The following is a 23,036-nucleotide window of genomic DNA, read 5'->3' on the forward strand; positions in this document are numbered from 1 at the left end:
CTGCCTTTTAAATCTTCAATTAATACAAATCCACTATCCTCTATACAGTGGATCCAATCCTATAGTACCAACAATACTATCAATAAACTTATCCGATTGAACATAGCTCAGTCTTTCTTTAGCTACAGAAATTCTTTTGTAAATATCCATTTCTTTAACCAAAAGCTGATTTTCAGGCTTACTAGCAAACTCTTCCAGGTCAGCCAACTGTTTAGTTGTAAACTCAAGTTCTTTAGTTTGCTTACGTTTCAAACGCTCCTTGTACCAGTCACTTTCAATCACATAATCCCTATCAAAGTATTTACGTAATTCAGGGTCACTAATATCCTTACCTTCATACTCGCCATAAGCCATCACACTCAACAATATTTTCAAAGGAGGAATAGCAGCCTCAACACTTCCGTCAGCAAAGTAAGCCAAAGCCACTTTCTGTTGTGCTTCCACAATATTATTGATTCCATCCACAAAGTCCTCTATTCCTTGCTTTTCAGGCTTTAACATTTCCTCACTGAACACAGCTTTAGGCTCGTCAAACAAGCGATTCATACATCTAAATGCAAAATGTTCTGTGATTCTATACCCTAAACGACTGGCGAGCACTTTTTGTCCATTATATTCAAAATCATCCAGTTTCTCAAGACAACCTGTTTCTATCAACAACTTAGGATCCCTATCCTCTGGCACCAGGCGTGCCCATATTTCAGGGATCAACAAGCTAATATCATGGTCAAACCTATCTTTTCCCACATAACCGGCTGCAGAGGTAAAACCCTGATACTCGGTTAAGATATAAGACAGCAAGGCATTATTTAAATCGGAGGTAGGAGCCAACATATTAAAAGGTCCTTTTGTCAATGCGCCTTCCGAACCAGCACCGGTTGTTGATGGCGACTTACCTGTCAAACTACAAATAAAGTCCATAAACAGCTCTGGCAACTCCTGATAGTGAATCGGGTTATAGACGCTCAATGATCTAACGCCTGCCTTTTTATCAGCAGGGTTATTCCTACGACCCGGCAGCACAGCATTTACAGTATTAATAACAGGCTTATTCTGTTCGATTCTTCTACGTAAACGAACGCCCACTTCAGCCAAATAACTATCTTCGGTTTCCTCTGCATAAACATTTTTCTGCAAATAACGCGGATTCTTAGTCGGTTCACCATTTACAACACGCGTATGAGATGGAGTAACAAAGTAACCATCCTTATCACTCTCAGCCACTTTGGTAATCAGATCCTTCACTGGCTGTGTATATCTATCAAAGCTGATGGCATCTTCCACCAACTCTATAGCATCAGCTTTACGAAGAGGTTCATAATTAGTTAAGAAAGTTCCATTTTGAACGATATCAAACTCAGCATCCACATCATATCCACGAATAACGGCCTCATCCGGACGTTGAAACAAGTGATTCTCGCAGTTTGCAGTAATCTTAACGCTTTTGTTTTTGTATTCAGGATTCAGATATTCTATTTTATTGGAAGGCAAAGTAATAGAAGCGGTAATATCATCTTCCATTTGTATCTTATGACTAGGAACAAAATCAGAACGCAGTTTATGAACCAACCAATTTTGATCCTTACTAAACCCGATGCGTACATAACTACCAATAACAGGATTATTCTTATACATCAAAGTAGTTCCGGCTCTACCATTCACTATTTCCACAGTCATATAATCCTTCCAGTTACCGGTCTCCGTATCATTACGATACAATCGCTTCACAAAAAGAACGAGTGTACGAATATGCTGTGGTATATTTCTTAAAAACGCATTATACTCATCGCTATATTGGTCTGATGGAGTCAGCAATTTAACTGCAGAACCCAATGTTCTCTTCGTACTCAGGAAGGGGCGTGACTCTCCTGCATCAGGACGAATATTTCGCCATCTGTCGGAATAATCTTTATTAATGATTTCATCGGCCAGCTTAAAGTCCTCTTCTAAGTTATGGATATTAAAAGTACCATACTTAATAGCGTTTTGTAACGACTTGGATATTTCTGATTTTCCTCCACCAGAAACCGTACAAGGCTTATGACAAAACATACCCTCAGCATTGGTATGAATAATTCTCCACAATGGTTGAGCCGGGTGCTTCGCCAATTGGAACTTATCTCCCGAAGGATGAACATATACTTTTTCAGGAGAAAGCTTCAATTTAAACTCACTCCCTTTATAATCCCAGCTAACCGCACTTTTCTGTATATCAATATCGGCATACTCAGGTATGTAAACAATTTTCGGGTATTTCTTATCCACCGCATAACCTTCCGGCTTCACCTCTACCCGATCACCCAAGAGCTTCATTGCTTCCTGGAAATTATACTTATATTCAAACTTACTGGAGAAGTGCTTTCCAAACACGTTCTCGCTCATGATTCCACGCGGAAAGGCGATAGCTCCACCAGCATGTTCTTCCTCAACCAATCCGTATAGGTTTGCAGAATATCCGATTTGCGTTTTTACTTCTTTTTTAGAATAGCCGTAGTAGTTATCCGCTATTAATGTAACCACCACACCCCTGTCATCACGACAAGTACACTTAAAAGCACCACCATCATTATAGAGTTCATCTTCTTTCTCCCAACACATCCCTTCTCGTTTTTGGCGCTCTGTAGCTTCAGAAACATGCGGCAAACCAACATCTTTCTTCTTTAGCTTTGTCAGTTGAGGCGCTAAAATAACGGCTCCTGTATGACCCGTCCAATGTTCAACGTCCAAAGCTGCATCATTCTCAGCCAAATTATGATCACCGGCGTTACCAAAAATACTCTCCACAAAGTCAAGATTACTGGACAAACTTCCCGGGGCGAAAAAACGAATCTCCATGGTTTTTTCATCAATAAAACCCTCCACCTTAGGACAAACAACAGGACGCATCAATAAAGAAAGCATCACTTTTGCTTGTTTCTTCTGATTAGAAGTAAAAGGAAGCACTTTATAGTCCTCAGGAGGATTTAAGGCAGCATGCAATAGATGTGCAAAAGTAAGCTTAGGCACTTCTTTTTTATCCAATGGCACAGGAAGACCACCTTCCACAATATGAAAAGTTCCTTTTGTGGTTCTTTTATCATTAAAAGGATTATTCAAAATCCCTTGTTTTACACGATAAGAGTTGATTAAATCATTTTTAAAAGTATCACCATTAGGCGGCAAACTGATTTCTCGCGCTAATCCTTTTTGGTTCAGCACAAACGTGTTGTTAGGAATACGTAGCGATTTATCAATTTCAACATCTTTTAGATAATCATCGATAAAATTCTGTATTCTGGCATCAACCGGCGAAAGATGATCAGACAGCAATCTTGATTTTTCTCTAAAGCTACTGATCAGACTTTCTGTTAAATCCAAAAACCGTGCGTTGGATAATTTTTTCATCGCATCAGTTTCGTCATGAAACAGAGGTTGACCAAGCGCAGCCAATTGAAGGTTGATGTACTGGATCATATCCTTACGATCCTTCTTGGTTGGTTTTAAATTGAATACTTCCTCTTTCATTATATTCGATTTTATATGTCTTCTTATTTGCGTCTGCCAAAAATAATCAATTAAAGATATTTTTCTTCATTAGAACATGAAATAATCTTTAATTATTTTCTGTATTATTACTAAATCACTCATCTAATAAACAATCTGAAATTAAATTAGATCATAAAATTTCTATTCTCAATATATGAGAATAAATTATTTATGAATTGCAAATTTAAGTTTTGCTATTTAAAATCATGGTTATAAATCCTTTAACAATATCACAATAAAAAACGATAAATAGTTTTCATCATTGTAGTTACAAAGGTAAATGTAGGTGAAAAATATGATTTATTAAATAGCTAATTATGGTGATTTAGGCAAAAACAGGATGAAATGAAAATAGGAGGGCTTAGAACAGAAAAAACAATGCCCGACAGGTATAAAATAGATCTTATCTAAAAATGAGACAGAAATAGTCATAAAATTATCAAGCAAGCGTCAGAAACAACACTAATACAAAGACCTGCAAACAGATACAGGTCTTTTTTGTCGCTTACTATCCAGCTCGTATAAAACGAGCCATGGGAATATATTCACACACAGGAGAATGATTGAATTTTCTTGTGAGATCCATATAAGCATTGAAAGAAAACTTAAACTTATAAAAATACCTCCCGATGAAAATACCTTCCGATCTACAGATCATATAATTAAACACATCCTATTCCAAAACATCATCGGCATCCACCACACCATCTTCTGCTGTCTCCTGCGTTCTGCGCTCTTGTTCAAAATCTGACAAAGGCTTTAGGTTTGCAGGTATAGGTTCATTCACCTCATCTTTAAAATAAGGAAAAACATCCGCAATATTACTCTCTATGATGGCCACAATATCAAAATCAACCGTCATTCCACTCATTGACTCATTGATTCTTTCATATGCTTCCTTTAAATCAGATGCCAGTACCAACATTTGATTAGCTACTTTTTTCTCTTTACCTGCATCCTCATCAATGGTAACAAACATCACCTTACACTTATACCATTTGTCACCATCATCATAAAAAAACAAATCGGTATAGTTTGCCTTTTTAATGGAAGGAACAGAAAACTCACCAGAAACATATTGTTCCATTTCTGCATGTATTCTACTTTCTGCCTCGGTATATGAAACAGCATCAATTAGATAAGGCAGGTTCACTTTTTTTTGCTTACCCGATTGCTCATCTATCTTTTCGTACTTCACTTTGCACTCAAACCACGTATTCATTGTATATAATATTTTTGTTACAATTGTTTTCTAAAGCCAGCAAATATAATTCAATTTAATGTGATCAGTACTTGAAACCGTTAGAATCGACTCCATCATCCATAATTTTTACCCAAGACACACCAAACACCCGCCAAACACACAATTCATTACACATTTACACTCAAGACATTATACCCATTTATTATTTTTTTTTGAACTTTATCAATAAAAATTCACAATTCTTATACGTGTATTTTTACAGTCGATTGTCATATATACAAATAAGCTTAAAACGCCCAAATATATCAGAGTCATGAAACAAGAGAGAATAAGAAGAAATCTATACAAAGTTTTAAGAAAGACTGGCGTGCCCCGCAACAAAATTGTTGAAGATGCTGCCTTAACCGAAGAGTTATTGATGGACGAAGTGGATTTAACTTGTTTTCTATTTCTACTGGAAACCAAATTTGAGGTTGAAATTGAGAACTCGGAACTATCCATGCTAAACTCAGTGGGATCCACAATCGAATACCTTCAAAAACATTGCGCCTAGTACTTTTCAATGTCAGATTATAAATAACAGGGAACCAAGTTTTACGGCTTGGTTTTTTTAGGTTGCGGAACCAAGTTTATTTCTACAGGTGTTGACTTAAATATTTTAATCAGCTCCTCTTCTGGATGAATCACATTATAATCTTTCCAGAACATCGGATCATAGCCCACTATTTGGTCTGCCAACACATAATTAATTTTATAGGCTTCTGAATATCTGATACGCTGATCCTTCCCTTGTTGGGCATTGGTAATCAACAAATCAGCAGAAGCTTGATATTCCGATCGGGTTTTATTACGCTTGTCTTGCATTTTAATAATCAACTCTCCACGTACGCTATTCAGTATCCATTTCTCACCATAGGGACGATAGTCTACCTGATAACGGGTAAATACGGGCACCGACTTGATTCTTTTGGCATTTTTCCGAATTAAATACTGATCACTTTTACGCAGCGTCTTTCGTGTCATACTAAAATCTGCACTAATAAGTGCAAAAGTCTCCACATCCACACATAATTCTCCTTCATAATAGATATCATCTAATTCAACGATAGGTTTAAACCCCACTCTATACACCACTCTATCACGAACAATACCTTTTCCTTTATGGATGTAAAAATAGTTATCATCCTCTTCCTCCGATATAAAATTCAGATGCTTAGCCACATCAATGGTTGAAAACAAGGCAGGCCCTCCAGCCAGCTTTAAACGCGCCAGAAAAACATCTTCGTCTTCCACCTTTTTTCTACCTTTCACTAAACGAGCTTCCTCTCTATCAGAAGTCTTCAAATATGAGCTCTTATAAATATCCAACACCGCCTCCGAAACTTCAATGTATTTACCATCCTGTCGAATCGACTCCCTAAAAAAAGCGGTTAATAACATGGGACTTGTAAAGTAATTGCGCGCCCTGTTTTCAACCATACGCTTAATAACTTCACGAGGACGAATGAAACGCACCTTAATCTCCTTTAATTGAACAGATTGCGAACGAAGCAACACCAACATAGTAGTATCACGTTGGGGTACTGCCATATTGTAGGAGCTATATCCAATGGAGGACATATGCAATGCAGCTCCGGCCAAGTGCTGAGGAATTAAAAAGACAAACTCTCCGTCCATATTAGTACTTGTACCCAACGACTCGCCCATCACAGCAATATTCACCAGAGGAATACTTTGTCCATTATCCGCAGAAACAACCCTTCCTCTTAGCGTGATATAGTTACTTAATGCCACTTCCCTTTTTTGGTGAGATATGATCACCTGCCGACCAACACTCTTAAAGCTCAAATCGTAGTTTTTAAATACTTCTTGCAAAATAGAATAAAGGGAATGTTGACTATAGTTCACATTCAGCACAGAATCCACCGGTAAAGCAGAAGGATCGTAAGAGAAATTAAAAGCATACTTTAGATACATAGAATCGAGCAATGCCTCCATACTAATGCCTTCATAACTGACATCAACAATTTCATCCAAAACATCATCCTGCGCGTAACTAACAGAGGATATAAGCAAAATTATCAGAATGTACACTATTCGCTTTGCGCTTCTCATACTGTCATAATTATCCTGCTACACATTACTAATAAAACCACGCCCATAAGGGTGATATACCTTTCGTGCACCCATTTCTTACATAAAACAAGTCTACAGCGTCTACACTAATATAATAATTTTCAGGAATTTAATTTTTATGATAATGAAAATCAACTCCATAAAGTTCATTTAAAACATCCATCACATGCGCTATGTCATACCTATCAAAGGTAGAGCTAATTACATGATTCTCCACATCAAGACCTTCAGGTATTTCTATGGTCACATCATACACTTCTTCAATCAAGACGATTGCTTCCGCCAACTTATCCCGTTTAAATACGAACTTCTTTGTTTTCCAGGCCATATAATTATCATTATCCACCTGCATCTTAACCAACGAATGATCCTTCACATTAAATACGGCCCTATCTCCGGCACGCAACACCACCTGATTATTCACATTCAACAGAGAGCTCACCTCCACCTCTCCAGAATTCACACTTACCTCTGTGTACAGAGCATCCGCAAAAGCCTTCACATTAAAAGAGGTTCCCACCACCTTAATCTGAATTTGACTGGTATGGATAACAAACGGACGAGTTGTATCTGCGGCCACATGAAAAAAAGCTTCGCCATATAATGAAACCGACCTATCATCTTTACCAAATGACTGCAGATACTCGATACTACTATTTCTATTTAAATCGATGACAGAGCCATCGTTCAAACTAATTATCTCAATCGCCTCATCACTCTTCGCTGTAATAAGCTTACTATTACCCACATCATTTGAAAACGGATTGACAAACAAGATAAGCAACGCAATCACACAGGCCACCGCAGCCCCATAAGCGGCATACACCAGATGAACATAACGCTTCTGCTTACCCAGGGTTTTAGCCCTTACATCATCCCATGCTTTATGAAGATCTACGCTATTGCCCACCAATGTATGGTCCACCATATGCAGATTGTCGGATATCTGACGCCACTCATTTCTATGACTTCCTTCCTCCATCCACTTTTCAAAGTCTCTCACTTCGTCTTGCGATGCTTCTCCCGAATACACCTTAGCCGCCAAATCCCAATTTATATGTAGCTTATCATTCATCATTATTGCTTTATCGCGCATATTAAACCATTAAAACACCCATAGACAACACTATATTTAGCATCTAATTCATCAGTTATCAACATAATACACTTGCTTTTTCAAGTCTAACAAGTGCACTCTCAAAAACTTCAGCGCTTTCCCCATCTGCACTTCAACTGTTTTAGGAGAAATACTCAACTTTTCTGCTATTTCACGATACTTCAGACCTTCCAACCTGTTTAATTTAAAAATCCTTCTACGTTGTTCCGGTAATAACTCTATCACCTGAGCAATATGTTCCATGACACCCGAGTCGGAATAGTTCACCATCTCCACCACATCCTCCATACAGACCGTATTTTTAAAGTCTCTTTCATGCTGCACTCTTTTTAACTCATTATGACAGCTGTTTCTCACTGCAATTATTAAATAAGATTTTACAGCGGTAATTTCATATTGCCTTCGCTTTTCCCACAACTTCACAAATACATTCTGCACAATACTCTCTGCCATATCCAGATCATGAACAAGGGTATTTGCAAATGCAGTAAGACTGACATAGTATTGCTTAAACAACTGTTCATACGCTTTCTCGTCACCTTCCTTAATCCGGTTAAAAAGCCTTTGATCGTTATTTTGAGTAGTAGACTGACGCATGCAAGAATAAACCTTTATAATAAGACAAAGGAAACACTCGTTTACCCCTATCCTACAAAATAAATATTGCTGAACGCCTCTTAATTTACGCTTTTTTACGGCAATTGAAAAGTAACAATAACAGCGGCATGATCAGAGGGGAATAGTGCAGTTGTGCTATCGATTACGGCTGCCCCTGTAGCTTTAAGCCTGGCACCTTTGTAGAAAATAAAATCAATGCGATCACTATAGCCTTCCTTAAAAATAGGAGAATAAGTATTCCCCAGGACAGCAGATTCATCGGGCCACATCTCACGAAAAGCATCAATAAAGCCTTCCTGTTCCATTTTTTGAGTAGAAGGAAAAGGAAGCACCTTATTAAATTTATTCTGCTTATTACTTTCAGTCCAATCCAAGTGTGAACCACTATTAAAATCGCCTGCCAATATTAAAGGACTGGAATTAAACTCATTATTCAACTGTCCCAATTCACTTAAAATAAAGCGGACTTCATTTCCACGGGTAGAGTTCTCCAGGTGAAGTATAGTATCGGTACTTATACTTTCATTCATCAAGAGGCCTTTAATATTAGGTTTAAAACTTAGCCAAACAGGGCAAACCACCAAGTGTTTGTTTTCACTCAACAAGACCTCAATACCGCCTGCATTAATAGCTTTAAAAATATTAAAACTTTTCCCCAGCGGATATCTACTCAAGAGGCACAGGTTACGACTTCTTCTATAAAAATAAAAATCCAATTTATCGGCCAAATATTCTCCGGACCCAAACTCTTCCTGAAGCGCAATGATATCGGCTCCATTCTCTCGAATACAGCCTGCTATTTTATCCAACCCAACCGTTTTCCCCTGCTGTCTGCCTCCATTCCAAATATTCCAGGTCATTACTTTTATGAAATCTCCTGCCTCATCAGGCATGCCTAAACGTTCCTTTTTAATAAAAGAATAGGCTTCTGCAAACTGTTCATCCGTCAGTTTTTGCGACCATATCCCTACTTCATCAATCATCCCATTAAAAGTATCCATGGTATAATCTACCGAACCTGCATTACATCCGATGTGCAGGTTATAATCGGCATCAAAGCCCTGAATACCATCTAAACTCAACACCCCCACAAGCTTACCATCAAAATAAGTACGAGCCACCTGTTCATTCTTATCCATCATAAACCCCAGCTGGTGCCACTTTCCATCATTAATACGCTGACGAACAGGTGTTGCCGTAAATTTATGTAACTGAAAACCATCCGAAACATCCAACTGCCAGGCCCCCGTTACAGTTGTTGAAACAGCCCAACCTCTCTCGGTAGCTATTCCAATACTCTTATTTCCTATAATACCATATACTTCATGATCATCCTCTTGCATCTTCACCCACACCATCACTGAAAAGGCGTTTTGCTGCTGCGGAATAAACTCTCCTTTGGTTTCAATGACAATTGGTTTTCGATGAAACGAAGTCTGCGTTAAATCCAAACACGAATCCTTTAATCCTCTATCATAAGACATCTCCTGATTGCCATATATACGAAAGGGTTCAATACCCGAAGAGGTATTATCTCCATTAAAATCAAAATACAGTAAGGGAACAGAGGGAATCTTTTCTGTGGAATGAAAGAAATGGCACGAAGTGATTAGCAAGGCACTAAATGCGAATGCAATATATTTATGCGATTTGTTCATAAATCAAAATGAGTACTAGGTACATGTTTAACTTGTTCGAAAAAAACACTCATAAGGTTACGTATTTACGAACGTATTTTGCCTAAAAAACAAAATATTAACATAGTATCATCTCCCAACTTAATCTTCACAACACCGGTTTAAATCATTTAAATCACACCCTAAATATTGAACAAATAAAATTAATTACCTAATTTCAAAAGTTTAATTTTGCCTACCAATAGCTCTACAAAACTCGCCATAACAATCATTTCATGATGGCTCGTTTCCGCTCGGCTATTGAAGGTATATTTTTACATCATCTAAAAAACCCATTATCATGAAAAAATTATTAATTACCGTCTTGGTTGTCACCATCGTTGCCCTTGGATCGGCAGCCATATGGCTTTCTTCACTCGAAAGCACCTATGACGTTCAGCGCTCTATCATTGTCAACACCTCCCAGGACAAAGTTTTTCCTTTAGTGCAGGATTTTAACCAATGGACTGCGTGGTCGCCTTGGTTATCTATGGAGCCGGATGCCAAAGTAGAAATAACCGGCAGTGGCAAAAGCATAAACGACACCTACAGCTGGATAGGAGAACTAGTTGGAGAAGGCAGTATCAGCCATACTAAAATAGAACAAGGCCTAGCTATTGAACAAGAGATTTTATTTAAGGCCCCCATGGAGTCACGCTCCTCTGTCTACTGGCAATTCAACACTATCAACGATTCTACAACCAATATAACATGGGGAATGAAAGGTGAGATGCCATTCTACCTACGCTTTATGACTCAGATGATGGACACTTGGATCGGCATGGACTATGAACGAGGACTCAAGATGATCAAAGAATTAGCTGAAAAAGGATATGTGGCCTCTAAAGTGGAGATAGTAGGTATCGTAGACGCACCCGCCATCCATTACATGGGAGAAAAAGTAGCCTGTACCATGGATGATGTTGAATCTAATATGAAATCTTCATTCACTAAACTAAACCACTATATTATGAACCATTCCATGGATCACGAAAGAGCATTATCGGTTTACCACGTGTTCGATTATATAAAAGGAAAGGTAGAATATTCAGCCGCTATACCCATCAAAGAGGGTTTTGAAGCTGAGGCTCCATTTTATACTGGAGATATTGCTGCAAGCAAAGCATTAAAAATAAAATTTACGGGCGATTATCAACACATTGGCAATGCATGGGCTGCTGGTATGACCTATACTAGAACCCACAAAATCAAAGAAAACAAAGATATTCCACCCTACGAAATCTATTTAAACAAACCCCAAGATGAACCTGACCCACGAAAATGGGTGACCGAAGTCTATATGCCCATAAAATAAAAATGATCCTTGCATCCTGTTCTGTTAACATTTTAAAGCCACACCAAAAACGAACTTACACCAGCAGCCTCATCATTAAAGTTGCTTCCTTAATACTTTAGGGATGGTTAAACAAAGTGCGGCTTTTTAATGTTTCAACAAAAAATAAATAATCCATGACAAGAAAAAGAAAAGAACTATTCCCTCATACCATTACTTCAGTCAATGAGATCACCCCCGGCTATTTCACAGTTGCATTTAAACGTCAATTTGACTTTATTCCAGGTCAGGTAGTAGCTGTTTCATTCAACAACCAGGATGACCCCCGTTTATACAGCATTGCAGGAGGCAACCAAAACGACACCATGCGCATTCTATTTGATGTGTATCCAAACGGACTTCTCACCCCGCTATTATCCACTGCCCAAGTAGGTGATGAAATACTGGTTTCTGAACCCTTTGGAAAATTCACTCCTTCAACCAGTGAAGAATGGTGGATCGCCACCGGAACAGGCATCGCCCCCTTTGTGTCAATGCTCGAATCAGGAATAAAATCACCGCAAAAATTCCTCCACGGCTCCAGAACCTTGAATCATTTTTTGTTTCAAGATCTGTTCAAAGAAAAACTAAAAGACAACTATCTGCGTTTTTGCACCAAAGAAACCGGCCCAGAAATTATACAAGGAAGACTCACCCATTGGCTTAAAGAACAAGATGAGTTACCCAAAAACTTTAAGTACTACCTTTGTGGCAACCCGGACATGGTAGTAGAGGTTCGCGACATTATTTTAAGCAAAGGAGTGGAATTTGAAAACATCATGGCCGAAATATACTTTTAACAGGAGGCAAAAAATCACGTATTAACATAAAGATCTATAAACTCCTGAGGAATGGGCACTGGTCTATTTTTAGCTTCATTGATCATCACAACCAGCGTATACCCAACAGCATATACCTGGTTGCTATCTTTATTCTTAAATGTATAGGTCACTTCAAATTGAACGGGTCGTTTCAGGGTAAATACCATTTCACATATGACGCGATCCCCAAGGCGCATCGGATTTTTATACTTACATGAGGTCTCAGAAATCACAAAGGTCAAACCCTGCTCTTTACAACCCAAAAATTCATCCATCAACAATTCTGTACGTGCATTTTCCATATAAGTAAAGTACACGGAATTGTTAACATGGTGGTTCATGTCTATATCGAAAAACCTAATATTGATAGGCTGAGTAAAAATTTTCATAACCCTATTACTTTTATAAAGCACATTTAACCCGGATAATGTATCAAAAGTTTAATTGGTTATATACCATAACCCCCCAACAAAGTAAGTATAAAAATAAAAGAAATACTACCTTTGTCGACATAATGATATGTATTATTGATAAGTGATGATCATGGAAAAAGAAGCATTATTCGGAAAAACATTAGAAGAACTGAAGACAGTTGTAAAAGAACATGGATTTCCGGCATTTACCGCAAAACAAATTGCAGACTGGCTATATAAAAAAAAGGTAAGCACAATAGACGACATGCTCAATCTTTCCAAAAAGAACCGAGAGATACTCAATGAGAAATACCAAATCGGTCTCAGTCCCTTTGATAATGTACAGGAATCGGTGGATGGCACTAAAAAATATCTTTTCCAGACCAGCACCCGACAATTTATTGAGGCAGCCTATATCCCTTCTGAAAATAGAAAAACATTATGTGTAAGCTCACAAGTGGGATGTAAAATGGGATGTCTGTTCTGCATGACTGGAAAGCAAGGTTTTCAGAAAAACCTAAGTGCAGGTGAGATACTCAATCAAATGGTAAGCATAAGCGAATGCGATGAATTAACCAACCTGGTTTATATGGGCATGGGTGAACCTATGGACAACATTATTGAAGTACTCAAAAGCCTGGAGATCATCACCTCCGAATGGGGTTTCGCATGGAGTCCTCGCAGAATAAATGTATCAACCATTGGTGTGGTACCTGCCATGCGACGCTTTATTGAAGAAAGCGAATGCCACCTGGCCATCAGTATGCATAGTCCATTCAACGATCAACGAAAAGAACTGATGCCCATTGAAAATGTATACCCCATTGAAGCTGTTATTGAAACATTAAAAGAATACGACTTCGGCAGACAAAGAAGAATATCATTCGAGTACATCATGTTTGAGGGTGTGAACGACACTAAAGAACACGCCAACGAACTAGTCCGATTGGTTGATGGACTAAAATCCAGGGTCAACCTGATTAAATTCCATCCCATACCAGACACCCCACTCACAGGCTCCCAACACAATACCATGGAAGCTTTTAAAAATATTTTGGAGAAAAAAGGCGTTATCACCACCATACGCAAATCCAGAGGAGAAGACATCTATGCAGCTTGTGGATTGCTCAGCACCAAGAAGTTACTCAAAGAAGATTTGGAAAAAGATTTTTAAAACTGGCTATTGACATTTTTTAAACTTTCAAGTAAATTGGATAAATGTTTAATCAAACAAATTGCTTGATATGTTAAAACTGATCTTATGTGGAAACGTTGGCAACGATGCCACAGTAAAAGAAACAGGAAACGGGAAAGTGGTCAACTTTAATGTAGCCGTTTCCAAAAACTACAAAAATTCCAAAGGCGAAAAGGTTGAAAAAACAGAATGGATAAGAGCCGCCATATGGCGCGGCAAAGATTCTGACATTAAATTTGCCGAATACATTAAGAAAGGCAAAAAAATCCTCATCGAAGGAGAACCGCACAGCTCTGGTTACCAAAACAAAGATGGCGAAGTACAATCTGGTTTAGAAGTAACCGTCAAGGAATTTGAGTTTTTAAACTAAATAACCAAGAACTTATTAACATTAAAACCGACATATATGGTCGGTTTTTTTATTTTTGTGTCATCTATTCTTTAAAATCATTCAAGATGAGGACACAACACAATACACTGGTAAAACGGCTCCTTTTTATCTCAACATTGCTATTAACTGTAGCCTGTGGACCTACACCACAAGAAATAGCACAGCAGAAATTTAAAAGAGCCCACGAACTGTTTTCTCAGGAACAATTTAACGATGCTAAAATCGTTCTAGATTCCATTATCTCCGAATTCCCCAAAGAAATAGAGTTTGTAGCCCGCGCTGAAGATCTCATGAGGACCATTAAAATTGGAGAACAGGAACGAAACCTGACATTTCTGGACAGTGCCATCAGCAAAAAAGAAAAAGAACTAAAAGCATTGATGAAAAACTTTATTGTGAGTAACGACTATGGTAAGAAAGAAATACTCATACACAAACGACAAAAACCTCAAAACTCATACAGCAGAACATATCTGCGAGCCCACCTGGATATGAAAGGTAATTTTTATATATCCAGTAGATATTCCGGAAACAGCTATATACATCACAATAAAATAAAAGTTTACAACAAAGGACAATCTGTTACCAGTGAAAAAATACCGGAAGGCGCTTTTGACAACATACAGTTTGAAGACCAAGGAACCTATTGGGAAGTGGTGAACTACAAAAATGGAGCTGACAACGGTATCATAGATTTTATTGCCCAAAACGTAAACAAACCATTAAAAGTACAGTTTATGGGCAAAAAAAATTATTACATCGTGATGGAAAAATTTGATAAAGAAGCCATTGCCGACGGATATGAAATATCTTTTGTACTTAAAGATATTGCCCGTATAAAAAAGGAAATAGATAATGTGAAAAAAGAACTCAATAGATTGAAATAAGATTTTTTTTAATTGCTTACAAGGCCAGCAATGTAAATTGCCACGCAAATATTTTATTGAATACGACAATGAAAATAGGTTTGCTTTTATAAGCTAGCTACAACCCTATCAATAAAAATACCAATACGAGTAATACGGTATGTTTTTTATGCAGATTTTGTACCCAATTTTTGGTTAGCAATTTATTCTTTTCACTTGCCGAAACAAAAGTTTCGGCGACAATATTAAACGAGCTATCCCAAAATTTTACTGATAAAAATTTAAGATATTGGTTTGGTCCAAATATGAATTTCCTGATTCTAAGAATACTTCTACTTTAAATATAACACTTTTAGGAATAGATTCATACTTTACTAGTTCTATCTGAAATCCGTCATGCCACTCTTCTCGTTGAGCAAAGAAGTCATCCAATGAGATTAGTTCATTTGTGTAATTGTAAATTTGAAAAAGGTCGGTTACATTCGTTTCTACTTGACTATTTGGAATAATCATAAAAATCTCCATATGATTAATAGGGTCTGAATATAAATAATCAGGTTCAATACAGTCACATTGAAATGCCATTGCTGAAGTAAATCCAAGATTAATATGATTTGCGTATTGCCTAGATTCAAAATCTACCTGCACGCCAAGACCAAAGGCATTTTTATAAACTGTATCAACAACAATTTCCGGATAAAATCCTGAATTATCATAAGGTATAACTGTTACACCAGTATAAATATTCTCATAAGTATGTGGATCGCCACAATCACAACAGGAAATAATTACCTGTAATAAAAATCCCGTAACTAGAATTATTAACACTTTGTTTCTCATAGGTCTTTTTTATATTAAAACATAGAGAAGAGCCTGATAACTCACTCCTATCATTATTTTCAAAAGTAACAATAATAAGCAAACAATCGGCGCCCCCTTCATCAAACCGTACGTGAAGTTCTATTCGTCGTAAATAAACATTATTTATATTTTATTTAAAAAAAATACCCCGAGACTCAAAAGTGAATATCGGGATGTTTTTAAATAAAGTTTAGTAGAAAAGGAAACTTAGTTAAGCTCCATTCTAAATACATTCGCAATATCGTCCATTTCTGCATCAGGAACGGTTAACTCAAAGTTGATATCTCCAAAGCCCCATTTACACTCCGTATCTGATCCCATAAGTGTAATTTTTTTAATGCCGGCTTCTGGATAATATTTGTGTACGCCTAATTCTTTTGTTGAAATTACGCTTCCTGGCTTAGGTTCTCCAAGTACAAAAAGATATAAGAACTTTCCGTCTTTCGATTGTAAAAAACGAGCATCTTTTGCTGTGTATTTTTGAGTTGCCGATTGACCACCGTGTTTTCCTTCTTCTACCTTTGAATTACCAAATCCTTTAATCAAATAAGGACGTGTTTCATACACCGCTTCAGCGTATTTTTTCATCCACTCACCTATTCTTTTTAGGGTGCTTCTTTGTTCTTGATTGATAACACCATCAGCGGTTGGCGAAACATTTAACAGTACCACACCGTTTTTGCTCCATACATCAATCATGTTTCTAACCACCATCTTAGGTGTTTTGTAGGTTTGTCCTTCTATATAGCTCCACGATTTGTTACTTAATGTAATATCGGTTAACCAAACAGATTCCGATAAGTCTTTTTTACCACCTTGTTCAATGTCTAATACACCAACCGATTTAGGCAGGGCTGCTTGTTTGTAAGCGATAATCACATCTTGATTTTTCTTTTTGGCCTCGTTAAGATAATAGGCTGCAAATTTTTGACGGTATTCTAATGGAATCATTCTTAACCATACATCAAACCAAATAATGTCGGGAGAGTATTGGTCGATAACCTCTTTTAGTTGCGCAAACCAATACTCGTTAAATTCTCCTGCAGGAATATTGCCATACATTTTTGCAATTTCTTTATCGGTTGAAGCAGTTGCTGTTCCTGGAACATGGGCAAAATGGCTGTGATAAGTGTCAAATTTATCCGGATCTCCGCCATGACGTTGTAAGTTACGCGCATGATGAAAGGTGGAAATGAACTTCATGTTACGGTCTTTTATCGCTTTTGCCATCAGTCCAGTTATATCTTTATGTGGTCCTTTATCTACCGAGTTCCAAGGATTTACCTCACTATCCCACATCGCAAAACCATCGTGATGTTGTGAACAAGGGCCTGCAAATTTAGCTCCGGCATCCATAAATAGTTGAGCCCAATCTTCAGCATCAAATTTCGAACCTTTAAACATTGGGACAAAATCGTGGTAGTTAAATTCGGATAGTGGCCCATACGTTTTAATGTGATAATCTTTTACTTTTCCATCTCTGTACATATGGTATGGATACCATTCTGAAGAATACGCGGGCACCGAATACACGCCCCAATGAAAGTAAATACCGAATTTAGCATCAGAAAACCATTCTGGTGCTTCGTTATGAGCTGAAAGTGACTCCCAGTTTTCTTGGTATTTGGTATCTGTCTTTTTTCCTTCTTCTTCTTTCTGCTCCTGTGGTTGCGTACCGCATGATGCCAGTACTAAACCAATAAGTAATAGTGATAATAGTGGTTTCATTTTACCTTATTTTGATTTAGATTTTTTTATAGCTGGTGATAAGATGAAAATAATTATTTATTTATTGGCCTTAGGGTTCCTTTTAAGCAGAAAAGGGGTGACGAATGAAATACCCCCTACATTAGTGTGTTTTTATGGTTATCATGATGTTTGGGTGATGGTATGGGTAATGTCTGTCCATAAAGTTGGGTGTTTAAATGGGGATTACTCATTTATTGAGAATTACGAAATATGGTGATGGAAAAATTTGAGTAGTAAGACGTCGCAGATCGTGTTCATATAAGGAAAATATTTTGGGGTAGATAAGAACAAATATCTTGAGAGAGAAGGGTAGTTATCTTGTCATTTATAGACAGGTTTTAGGTATAATAGTTCGTTAAGGTTTTCTGGTAGCAACGAAATAAAAAAGGGAGGCTAGCACATTGACTAAGCCTCCCTAATAAATTATAAGAATTTTAAAATCATTTAAACCTTATTTAGTGTTCGTCTATAAAGTCAACGACCTTGTTACGCTCGTCATAAAAACACTCATTTTCGAAAGTAAACTCCCCATTAAAAAAAAGGAATGTATTTGAAGCTTTCCGATCAAAGATTTAAAAAGTGATGGTTTTATTGCAAACGCTATTTAACGATTAACATTTTTGACTCACTAGAACCTGATTTTTTAAGCGCTTTAAGAATGTAAATTCCACTAGCAAGTTCAGGTTGTAAATTTATCTTATTAGCACCATTTACCTTTTTAACAAATACTTTTTTGCCAAGAATATTAAATATTTCGTAACAAATAATATCTGTGTTAGCAACAATAGTTATTTGATGCTCAACAGGATTTGGATAAAAACTAAAGCTATCAGTAGTAGCCATATTTTTGACCTCAGTGGTTTGTGTCGCGCTCTTTGTTGTATTTTTATCAATTTCGGCATGAGCCCATGCAACAGATGCCTGATACTGTATATAATATTTACCATTAATTTTATCAGGGAACGAACTGGTATAAACATTGGCAATATCAATACCATTCACTTCTAACTTATCAACGTTCCACGAGTTCATATAACCGATATCTTCAGCAGTTTCCCAACAAAAAGTACCAACTCCATCTTGTGAGTATTTTAAAGTTATAGGTGTAGGAGAATCGCAAATTTCGTCAGAAGCGGAAAAGATAGCTGTGATTACTTTATCACCATCCATTACTATATTCAGGTTTGCTTCGGTTCCTGCTGCATCGCCACTCCATCCAGTAAAACTATATCCCTCAGTAGCATTGGCGTTTAACGTAACTTGGCTTCCCTCCGTATAAGTTGTATTATCAGGAGAAATACTTACAGTACCCATCCCTTCAGTAGATACACTTAAAGTATATTTGGGAATTACCTCATTGCTTACAGTTATCAGGCTTGTTGCGGTGTAATTGCCATCAGCACTTGTTACAGTTATTGTTGCGGTACCCACACTTTGTGCTATCACAGTACCAGTAGCATCAACAGTTGCAATTGCTACATTGCTGGATGTATACGTTACATTTTTATTACTGGCATTACTTGGTGTAAACGAAGTTGTTAATACAAATTCCTGTGTTTCGTTTAATGTAACAGCTGCAGGCGTAAGCGCAACACTCTGTACCGGAACGGACACACTGGATTGGCAGTTAGGAATTTCATCCGCTAAGTAAGGTCTTATTTTTTCCATCTTCCATTCCACAACGTTTGTCCACTGATTATCTAATAAACCACCAGTATCACCTGAATTAGGATTCCAACACCAGAATGTCCAGTGATGTCCTTTATTTCCCATATATTCAATCAACTTGTCAAACCAAATTTCATCTTTACCTCCGGCATCTCTAATACCATATTCTCCAAAAAAGAGAGGTGAGGTGTTGTTGGTATGCAAGAAATTAAAGTTAGTTTCCCAAATATCGGGTAAATTATCAGGAAATGTAGGAGCAGAGAACCACTCTTGATTGTGAACCGTTGGACCATATTCGTGCGGAGAATAAACCAGTTTGTTAGGATTAGATAATACAACAGGATATTCACGAGCACCTTGAAGGTTGCCTCCCCACCAATAACTTGTTTCTCCGAATTCTTCGGTTCCTTCAACCATAATTAACACATCAGGGTTGACTGCAAGTATGGCATTACCACACTCTTGAGCTGCTAATCGCCAGTCGTTTTCCGGATTTCCGGTTCCCCAACGCGAACCAGCACCATATGCACCATGAGGTTCATTGTTGATATCCATTGCTATAACAGCATCGTAATCTTTATAACGTTCAGTCATAAACACCCAATCGCTAATCCATTTCTGGTGACTTACTTTAGCAGTATACCACAACGCTTCAACCATATATCCATCAGGTTCGCGAGAGTGATTGTCTAAAATAATTTTCATGTTATTTTCCTGACACCATTGAACCGTAATATCTAGTATCTCAAGTGGACTACTTTTGGTAGCCTCTTCTTCGTTCATTGGAGAAACACCCGTATACGGATCCACACCATAAGCATTAATTTCGCCTGTAATATCCTGGGTTAAAATAGCATTGTTCCAAGGTATGCGTATACAGTTAAAGCCTTGATCTTTGATTTGTTGTAACATGCTCTTATGATCTCTGGACCATATACCATGGAAGAAACCCATAGCTGTTTCAAAGCCAAACCAATTTACACCCCTTAAGAAAACTTCTTTGCCTCCAGAGTCGTATAATTTATTGCCTTTAGTTGTTAAATAGTTTTTAACACACGTTTCGGTGGCAGTTTTTAGTGTATTCGAATTACTACTGTTTGTTTTTGCTATTTGAGCATTCGTAATACTTAAAAAAACACATACTATTAATAATAGACATATCTTTTTCATGCAATATTTTTTTAATGTTATTTTTTCATAATCACTGAAAGGATTTGAATAAACCAGAATTGACAATTCTGATTTTTAATACTTTCCTATAATTGTGCTACTTAATGCCTGAAGTTTTAGCTTAGTAAATAAGTATCTTTGAATAGCCGAATACTTATTCGTCAACTAAAAGCTTCAGGCTGGTAGGTATGGTACAGAGGATTTAATGTTGTAGTCGCTGACATTACTTAATCAGCAATTTTTTTGTTGTTAGTTTACCATCAACCGAAACAAAAGAAATAAAGTATACACCATTGCAATAGTCATCCAATGAAATAATCAATGAAGATTTCCCATTCATACTTTGCTCTAATAATGTTTCACCCGAAATTGATAATAACTTAATAATTTTAATACCGCTAAGTCCAGATACAGTTACCTCAGAAGAAGCAGGGTTAGGATATAACTTAATAGTATTATCTAACAAGCCCTTATCCTCATTACTTACTGAAGCACTTTTGCTTACAGAAGCATTTTTGCTTGCTCCAACAATTTCGACATGCGACCAATTAAATTGAGCAACATAATAGATTTCATATGTACCATTAATTTTATCTGGCATTGAGTTAGACCACTTGTTAGTGTAATCAACACCGTTGATTTCTAATTTGTCAAGATTCCAAGAATTCGCATAGTTAATGTTTTCATTGGTAACCCAGAAAAATTCTCCTGCTCCGTCATGTTTGTACGTTAATTCAATATTTGTTGAGTTTGTTGGGTCTCTTTCTGTAACTGTAACAATACAATTTGAAGAAAAATTCCCATCGCTTGAACTTACCGAAACAGTACATTCTCCCACAGAAACAGCAGTAATTATTCCATTATCCACAGTCGCAACAGTAGCATCAGATGAACTCCATTCTACCCTTTTATCAGAGGCATTATTAGGAACTAATATAGCTTCTAATTCTTCTTTTTTACCTTCTTCTATAGTTACAGAAGCAATATTAAGAGAAATTCCAGTAACAGGAACATCTTCATATCCTTCAGGATATATTAAGTTAGGATATTTAGAGAAGAAGCTATTGGTTGCTTTTGAAATGTTTTCAAACGTTCCATGACCATCATTTTGAGGCGTTTTCCAGGCACATACTCCGTCAAAGCCATTATTAAAAGCACTTTCGTACATTTCACTCACTGTTTGACAAATGAACTTGTCGCATACATCATTACCTTCCGATTCCCCAACAATTACAGGTTTGTCGTCAACGCCATATTCCACTGTTGTCATGGTAAATGGAGACTTCATCCATTCAGATTGCCATGGATACCAATGGAACTGGTAAAAATCAAGATAGGCTTCAGGATTATTGATGCATGATGATAAAGCTTCGTCAGAAAACATGTTACCTTCATTATCGCCCCAATCATCATAAATAGGAGCATTCCATTTAGGAGCAGCCGAACCTGTTGTTACAAATTTGCTTGAGTTTTCGTGAATAGCTGCTGCTAACATAGCATGCATTTTTTGTACATCGGTAAAAGATTGAGGGCCATGCTCTGTATTCTCAAACATCCACTCAGGCTCATTACAAATTTCCCAAGCCAATAGATACGGTCTGTTGTCATATCGTTTCAACAATGGAATTAATACATTGTCAATGTATGATTGGATATTTGCCTCACTCTGAATCCATTTTCTCCACTCAGCAGTAGTCTTATATCCATCTTTTGTAATATCAAAAGAGAAGAGCGCTGGCATTAGATACACTCCATTCTGCTCTGATACATCCATTAAATGATCCATATGATCCCAGAAAATATCATTGGTGCCAGTTACTTTACCTGTAGCGTCAATGTTAGGACTAAATTCACCAGACATATGAACCCAAACTCTTGCTAAATTAATGTTGTTTTCTTTGTATTTAGCAAACTCTTCAGTCCACCATTCCGGAACAAAATCTTGTCTTCCAAAATCGCCAAATAAATGCCAAGGGGTGTTAATTCCATTAAACCAAATCTCTTTGTCGTTAAGAGTAAATTTATTACCGCTTATTTTGACTTTCTGAGCAGTAATAATATTTATAAAAAGACAAGCTAAGACTAGTAAATATATCTTTTTCATTTCATTAATTGTTGTTTGTAGCATTATTATTTTGAGTGTTAATCATTCTTATACAAGTAATTTAAAATCACTTACATATGAATTAGATCGTTCCTGCCAGTAGAAACTACTAGCTATCTAATAATGTAAAAAAAGTCCCTGCCAATTTCTAATTAAAAAACTATAAAGAGACAGGGACCAGAGCGTGCT

At 37.1% G+C, this 23,036-nt stretch carries 17 protein-coding genes; 6 read left to right on the forward strand and 11 right to left on the reverse strand.

Translation table 11 applies throughout. From position 1 onward, the window contains the following. Positions 1–33 precede the first annotated feature (33 nt). Entirely contained in the window at positions 34–3,504 is a 3,471-nt protein-coding gene (locus CYTFE_RS0114670) for a hypothetical protein (protein WP_044214090.1), read from the reverse strand. Positions 3,505–4,198: 694 nt separating this feature from the next. Beyond that, positions 4,199–4,747 (reverse strand): DUF4494 domain-containing protein, encoded by a 549-nt coding sequence (locus CYTFE_RS0114675; RefSeq protein ID WP_027472389.1) that lies wholly within the window; start codon positions 4,745–4,747, stop codon positions 4,199–4,201. A gap of 295 nt (positions 4,748–5,042) precedes the next feature. Between CYTFE_RS0114675 and CYTFE_RS0114680 the strand changes: the two genes are divergently transcribed. Continuing rightward, positions 5,043–5,282: an acyl carrier protein gene (locus CYTFE_RS0114680; protein WP_027472390.1), complete on the forward strand. Its 240-nt coding sequence runs from the start codon at positions 5,043–5,045 to the stop codon at positions 5,280–5,282. A 41-nt stretch (positions 5,283–5,323) separates the two neighbouring features. Here the strand turns inward: CYTFE_RS0114680 and CYTFE_RS26715 are convergent, their stop codons facing one another. The 4 genes from CYTFE_RS26715 to CYTFE_RS0114700 all read right to left on the reverse strand — a co-directional run bounded on the left by CYTFE_RS26715 (position 5,324) and on the right by CYTFE_RS0114700 (position 10,258). Next, on the reverse strand, positions 5,324–6,844 hold the full coding sequence (locus CYTFE_RS26715; RefSeq protein WP_044214089.1) for a carboxypeptidase-like regulatory domain-containing protein: 1,521 nt from the start codon (positions 6,842–6,844) through the stop codon (positions 5,324–5,326). A 130-nt stretch (positions 6,845–6,974) separates the two neighbouring features. Beyond that, positions 6,975–7,961 carry a FecR family protein gene (locus CYTFE_RS0114690; protein ID WP_027472391.1) on the reverse strand — a complete coding sequence of 329 codons (987 nt, stop codon included), beginning with the start codon at positions 7,959–7,961 and terminating at the stop codon, positions 6,975–6,977. A 51-nt stretch (positions 7,962–8,012) separates the two neighbouring features. Then, entirely contained in the window at positions 8,013–8,579 is a 567-nt protein-coding gene (locus CYTFE_RS0114695; RefSeq protein ID WP_027472392.1) for an RNA polymerase sigma-70 factor, read from the reverse strand. Between the two features lie 95 nt (positions 8,580–8,674). After that, a complete protein-coding gene (locus tag CYTFE_RS0114700) occupies positions 8,675–10,258 on the reverse strand; it encodes an endonuclease/exonuclease/phosphatase family protein (RefSeq protein WP_027472393.1) in 1,584 nt (527 codons plus the stop codon). Positions 10,259–10,577: 319 nt separating this feature from the next. Between CYTFE_RS0114700 and CYTFE_RS0114705 the strand changes: the two genes are divergently transcribed. Next, a complete protein-coding gene (locus CYTFE_RS0114705; RefSeq protein ID WP_027472394.1) occupies positions 10,578–11,591 on the forward strand; it encodes an SRPBCC family protein in 1,014 nt (337 codons plus the stop codon). A gap of 155 nt (positions 11,592–11,746) precedes the next feature. Next, entirely contained in the window at positions 11,747–12,409 is a 663-nt protein-coding gene (locus CYTFE_RS0114710) for a ferredoxin--NADP reductase (protein WP_027472395.1), read from the forward strand. A 14-nt stretch (positions 12,410–12,423) separates the two neighbouring features. On the opposite strand, the gene CYTFE_RS28845 is transcribed toward CYTFE_RS0114710, so the two are convergent. Next, positions 12,424–12,819, reverse strand: a complete 396-nt coding sequence (locus CYTFE_RS28845) for an acyl-CoA thioesterase (protein WP_052343218.1) — start codon at positions 12,817–12,819, stop codon at positions 12,424–12,426. 154 nt (positions 12,820–12,973) lie between these two features. Here CYTFE_RS28845 and rlmN point away from each other — a divergent pair, with 154 nt between their 5' ends. The 3 genes from rlmN to CYTFE_RS0114735 all read left to right on the forward strand — a co-directional run bounded on the left by rlmN (position 12,974) and on the right by CYTFE_RS0114735 (position 15,316). Then, positions 12,974–14,017: a 23S rRNA (adenine(2503)-C(2))-methyltransferase RlmN gene (gene rlmN, locus CYTFE_RS0114725; RefSeq protein WP_200871436.1), complete on the forward strand. Its 1,044-nt coding sequence runs from the start codon at positions 12,974–12,976 to the stop codon at positions 14,015–14,017. Positions 14,018–14,087: 70 nt separating this feature from the next. Then, positions 14,088–14,408 carry a single-stranded DNA-binding protein gene (locus tag CYTFE_RS0114730; RefSeq protein ID WP_027472397.1) on the forward strand — a complete coding sequence of 107 codons (321 nt, stop codon included), beginning with the start codon at positions 14,088–14,090 and terminating at the stop codon, positions 14,406–14,408. 86 nt (positions 14,409–14,494) lie between these two features. Continuing rightward, entirely contained in the window at positions 14,495–15,316 is an 822-nt protein-coding gene (locus tag CYTFE_RS0114735) for a hypothetical protein (RefSeq protein ID WP_027472398.1), read from the forward strand. A gap of 246 nt (positions 15,317–15,562) precedes the next feature. Here the strand turns inward: CYTFE_RS0114735 and CYTFE_RS0114740 are convergent, their stop codons facing one another. From CYTFE_RS0114740 to CYTFE_RS0114760, 4 genes are all read right to left on the reverse strand, one after another. Then, positions 15,563–16,135: a hypothetical protein gene (locus tag CYTFE_RS0114740; RefSeq protein ID WP_027472399.1), complete on the reverse strand. Its 573-nt coding sequence runs from the start codon at positions 16,133–16,135 to the stop codon at positions 15,563–15,565. Between the two features lie 228 nt (positions 16,136–16,363). Next, positions 16,364–17,884 (reverse strand): alpha-L-fucosidase, encoded by a 1,521-nt coding sequence (locus CYTFE_RS0114745; protein WP_027472400.1) that lies wholly within the window; start codon positions 17,882–17,884, stop codon positions 16,364–16,366. 621 nt (positions 17,885–18,505) lie between these two features. Beyond that, a complete protein-coding gene (locus CYTFE_RS28850) occupies positions 18,506–20,743 on the reverse strand; it encodes a cellulase family glycosylhydrolase (protein ID WP_052343219.1) in 2,238 nt (745 codons plus the stop codon). 223 nt (positions 20,744–20,966) lie between these two features. Next, positions 20,967–22,847, reverse strand: coding sequence for an Ig-like domain-containing protein (locus CYTFE_RS0114760; RefSeq protein WP_161636315.1), 1,881 nt, complete (start codon positions 22,845–22,847; stop codon positions 20,967–20,969). Positions 22,848–23,036: the final 189 nt, after the last annotated feature.

Source organism: Saccharicrinis fermentans DSM 9555 = JCM 21142, from assembly GCF_000517085.1.
Taxonomy (GTDB): Bacteria; Bacteroidota; Bacteroidia; order Bacteroidales; family Marinilabiliaceae; genus Saccharicrinis; species Saccharicrinis fermentans.

What these genes read in the sequence shown, in the direction of transcription:
- CYTFE_RS0114670 (WP_044214090.1), bottom strand. Translation starts at nt 3,504, where the DNA reads ATGAAAGAGGAAGTATTCAATTTAAAACCAACCAAGAAGGATCGTAAG.
- CYTFE_RS0114675 (WP_027472389.1), bottom strand. Translation starts at nt 4,747, where the DNA reads ATGAATACGTGGTTTGAGTGCAAAGTGAAGTACGAAAAGATAGATGAG.
- CYTFE_RS0114680 (WP_027472390.1), top strand. Translation starts at nt 5,043, where the DNA reads ATGAAACAAGAGAGAATAAGAAGAAATCTATACAAAGTTTTAAGAAAG.
- CYTFE_RS26715 (WP_044214089.1), bottom strand. Translation starts at nt 6,844, where the DNA reads ATGAGAAGCGCAAAGCGAATAGTGTACATTCTGATAATTTTGCTTATA.
- CYTFE_RS0114690 (WP_027472391.1), bottom strand. Translation starts at nt 7,961, where the DNA reads ATGCGCGATAAAGCAATAATGATGAATGATAAGCTACATATAAATTGG.
- CYTFE_RS0114695 (WP_027472392.1), bottom strand. Translation starts at nt 8,579, where the DNA reads ATGCGTCAGTCTACTACTCAAAATAACGATCAAAGGCTTTTTAACCGG.
- CYTFE_RS0114700 (WP_027472393.1), bottom strand. Translation starts at nt 10,258, where the DNA reads ATGAACAAATCGCATAAATATATTGCATTCGCATTTAGTGCCTTGCTA.
- CYTFE_RS0114705 (WP_027472394.1), top strand. Translation starts at nt 10,578, where the DNA reads ATGAAAAAATTATTAATTACCGTCTTGGTTGTCACCATCGTTGCCCTT.
- CYTFE_RS0114710 (WP_027472395.1), top strand. Translation starts at nt 11,747, where the DNA reads ATGACAAGAAAAAGAAAAGAACTATTCCCTCATACCATTACTTCAGTC.
- CYTFE_RS28845 (WP_052343218.1), bottom strand. Translation starts at nt 12,819, where the DNA reads ATGAAAATTTTTACTCAGCCTATCAATATTAGGTTTTTCGATATAGAC.
- rlmN (WP_200871436.1), top strand. Translation starts at nt 12,974, where the DNA reads ATGGAAAAAGAAGCATTATTCGGAAAAACATTAGAAGAACTGAAGACA.
- CYTFE_RS0114730 (WP_027472397.1), top strand. Translation starts at nt 14,088, where the DNA reads ATGTTAAAACTGATCTTATGTGGAAACGTTGGCAACGATGCCACAGTA.
- CYTFE_RS0114735 (WP_027472398.1), top strand. Translation starts at nt 14,495, where the DNA reads ATGAGGACACAACACAATACACTGGTAAAACGGCTCCTTTTTATCTCA.
- CYTFE_RS0114740 (WP_027472399.1), bottom strand. Translation starts at nt 16,135, where the DNA reads ATGAGAAACAAAGTGTTAATAATTCTAGTTACGGGATTTTTATTACAG.
- CYTFE_RS0114745 (WP_027472400.1), bottom strand. Translation starts at nt 17,884, where the DNA reads ATGAAACCACTATTATCACTATTACTTATTGGTTTAGTACTGGCATCA.
- CYTFE_RS28850 (WP_052343219.1), bottom strand. Translation starts at nt 20,743, where the DNA reads ATGAAAAAGATATGTCTATTATTAATAGTATGTGTTTTTTTAAGTATT.
- CYTFE_RS0114760 (WP_161636315.1), bottom strand. Translation starts at nt 22,847, where the DNA reads ATGAAAAAGATATATTTACTAGTCTTAGCTTGTCTTTTTATAAATATT.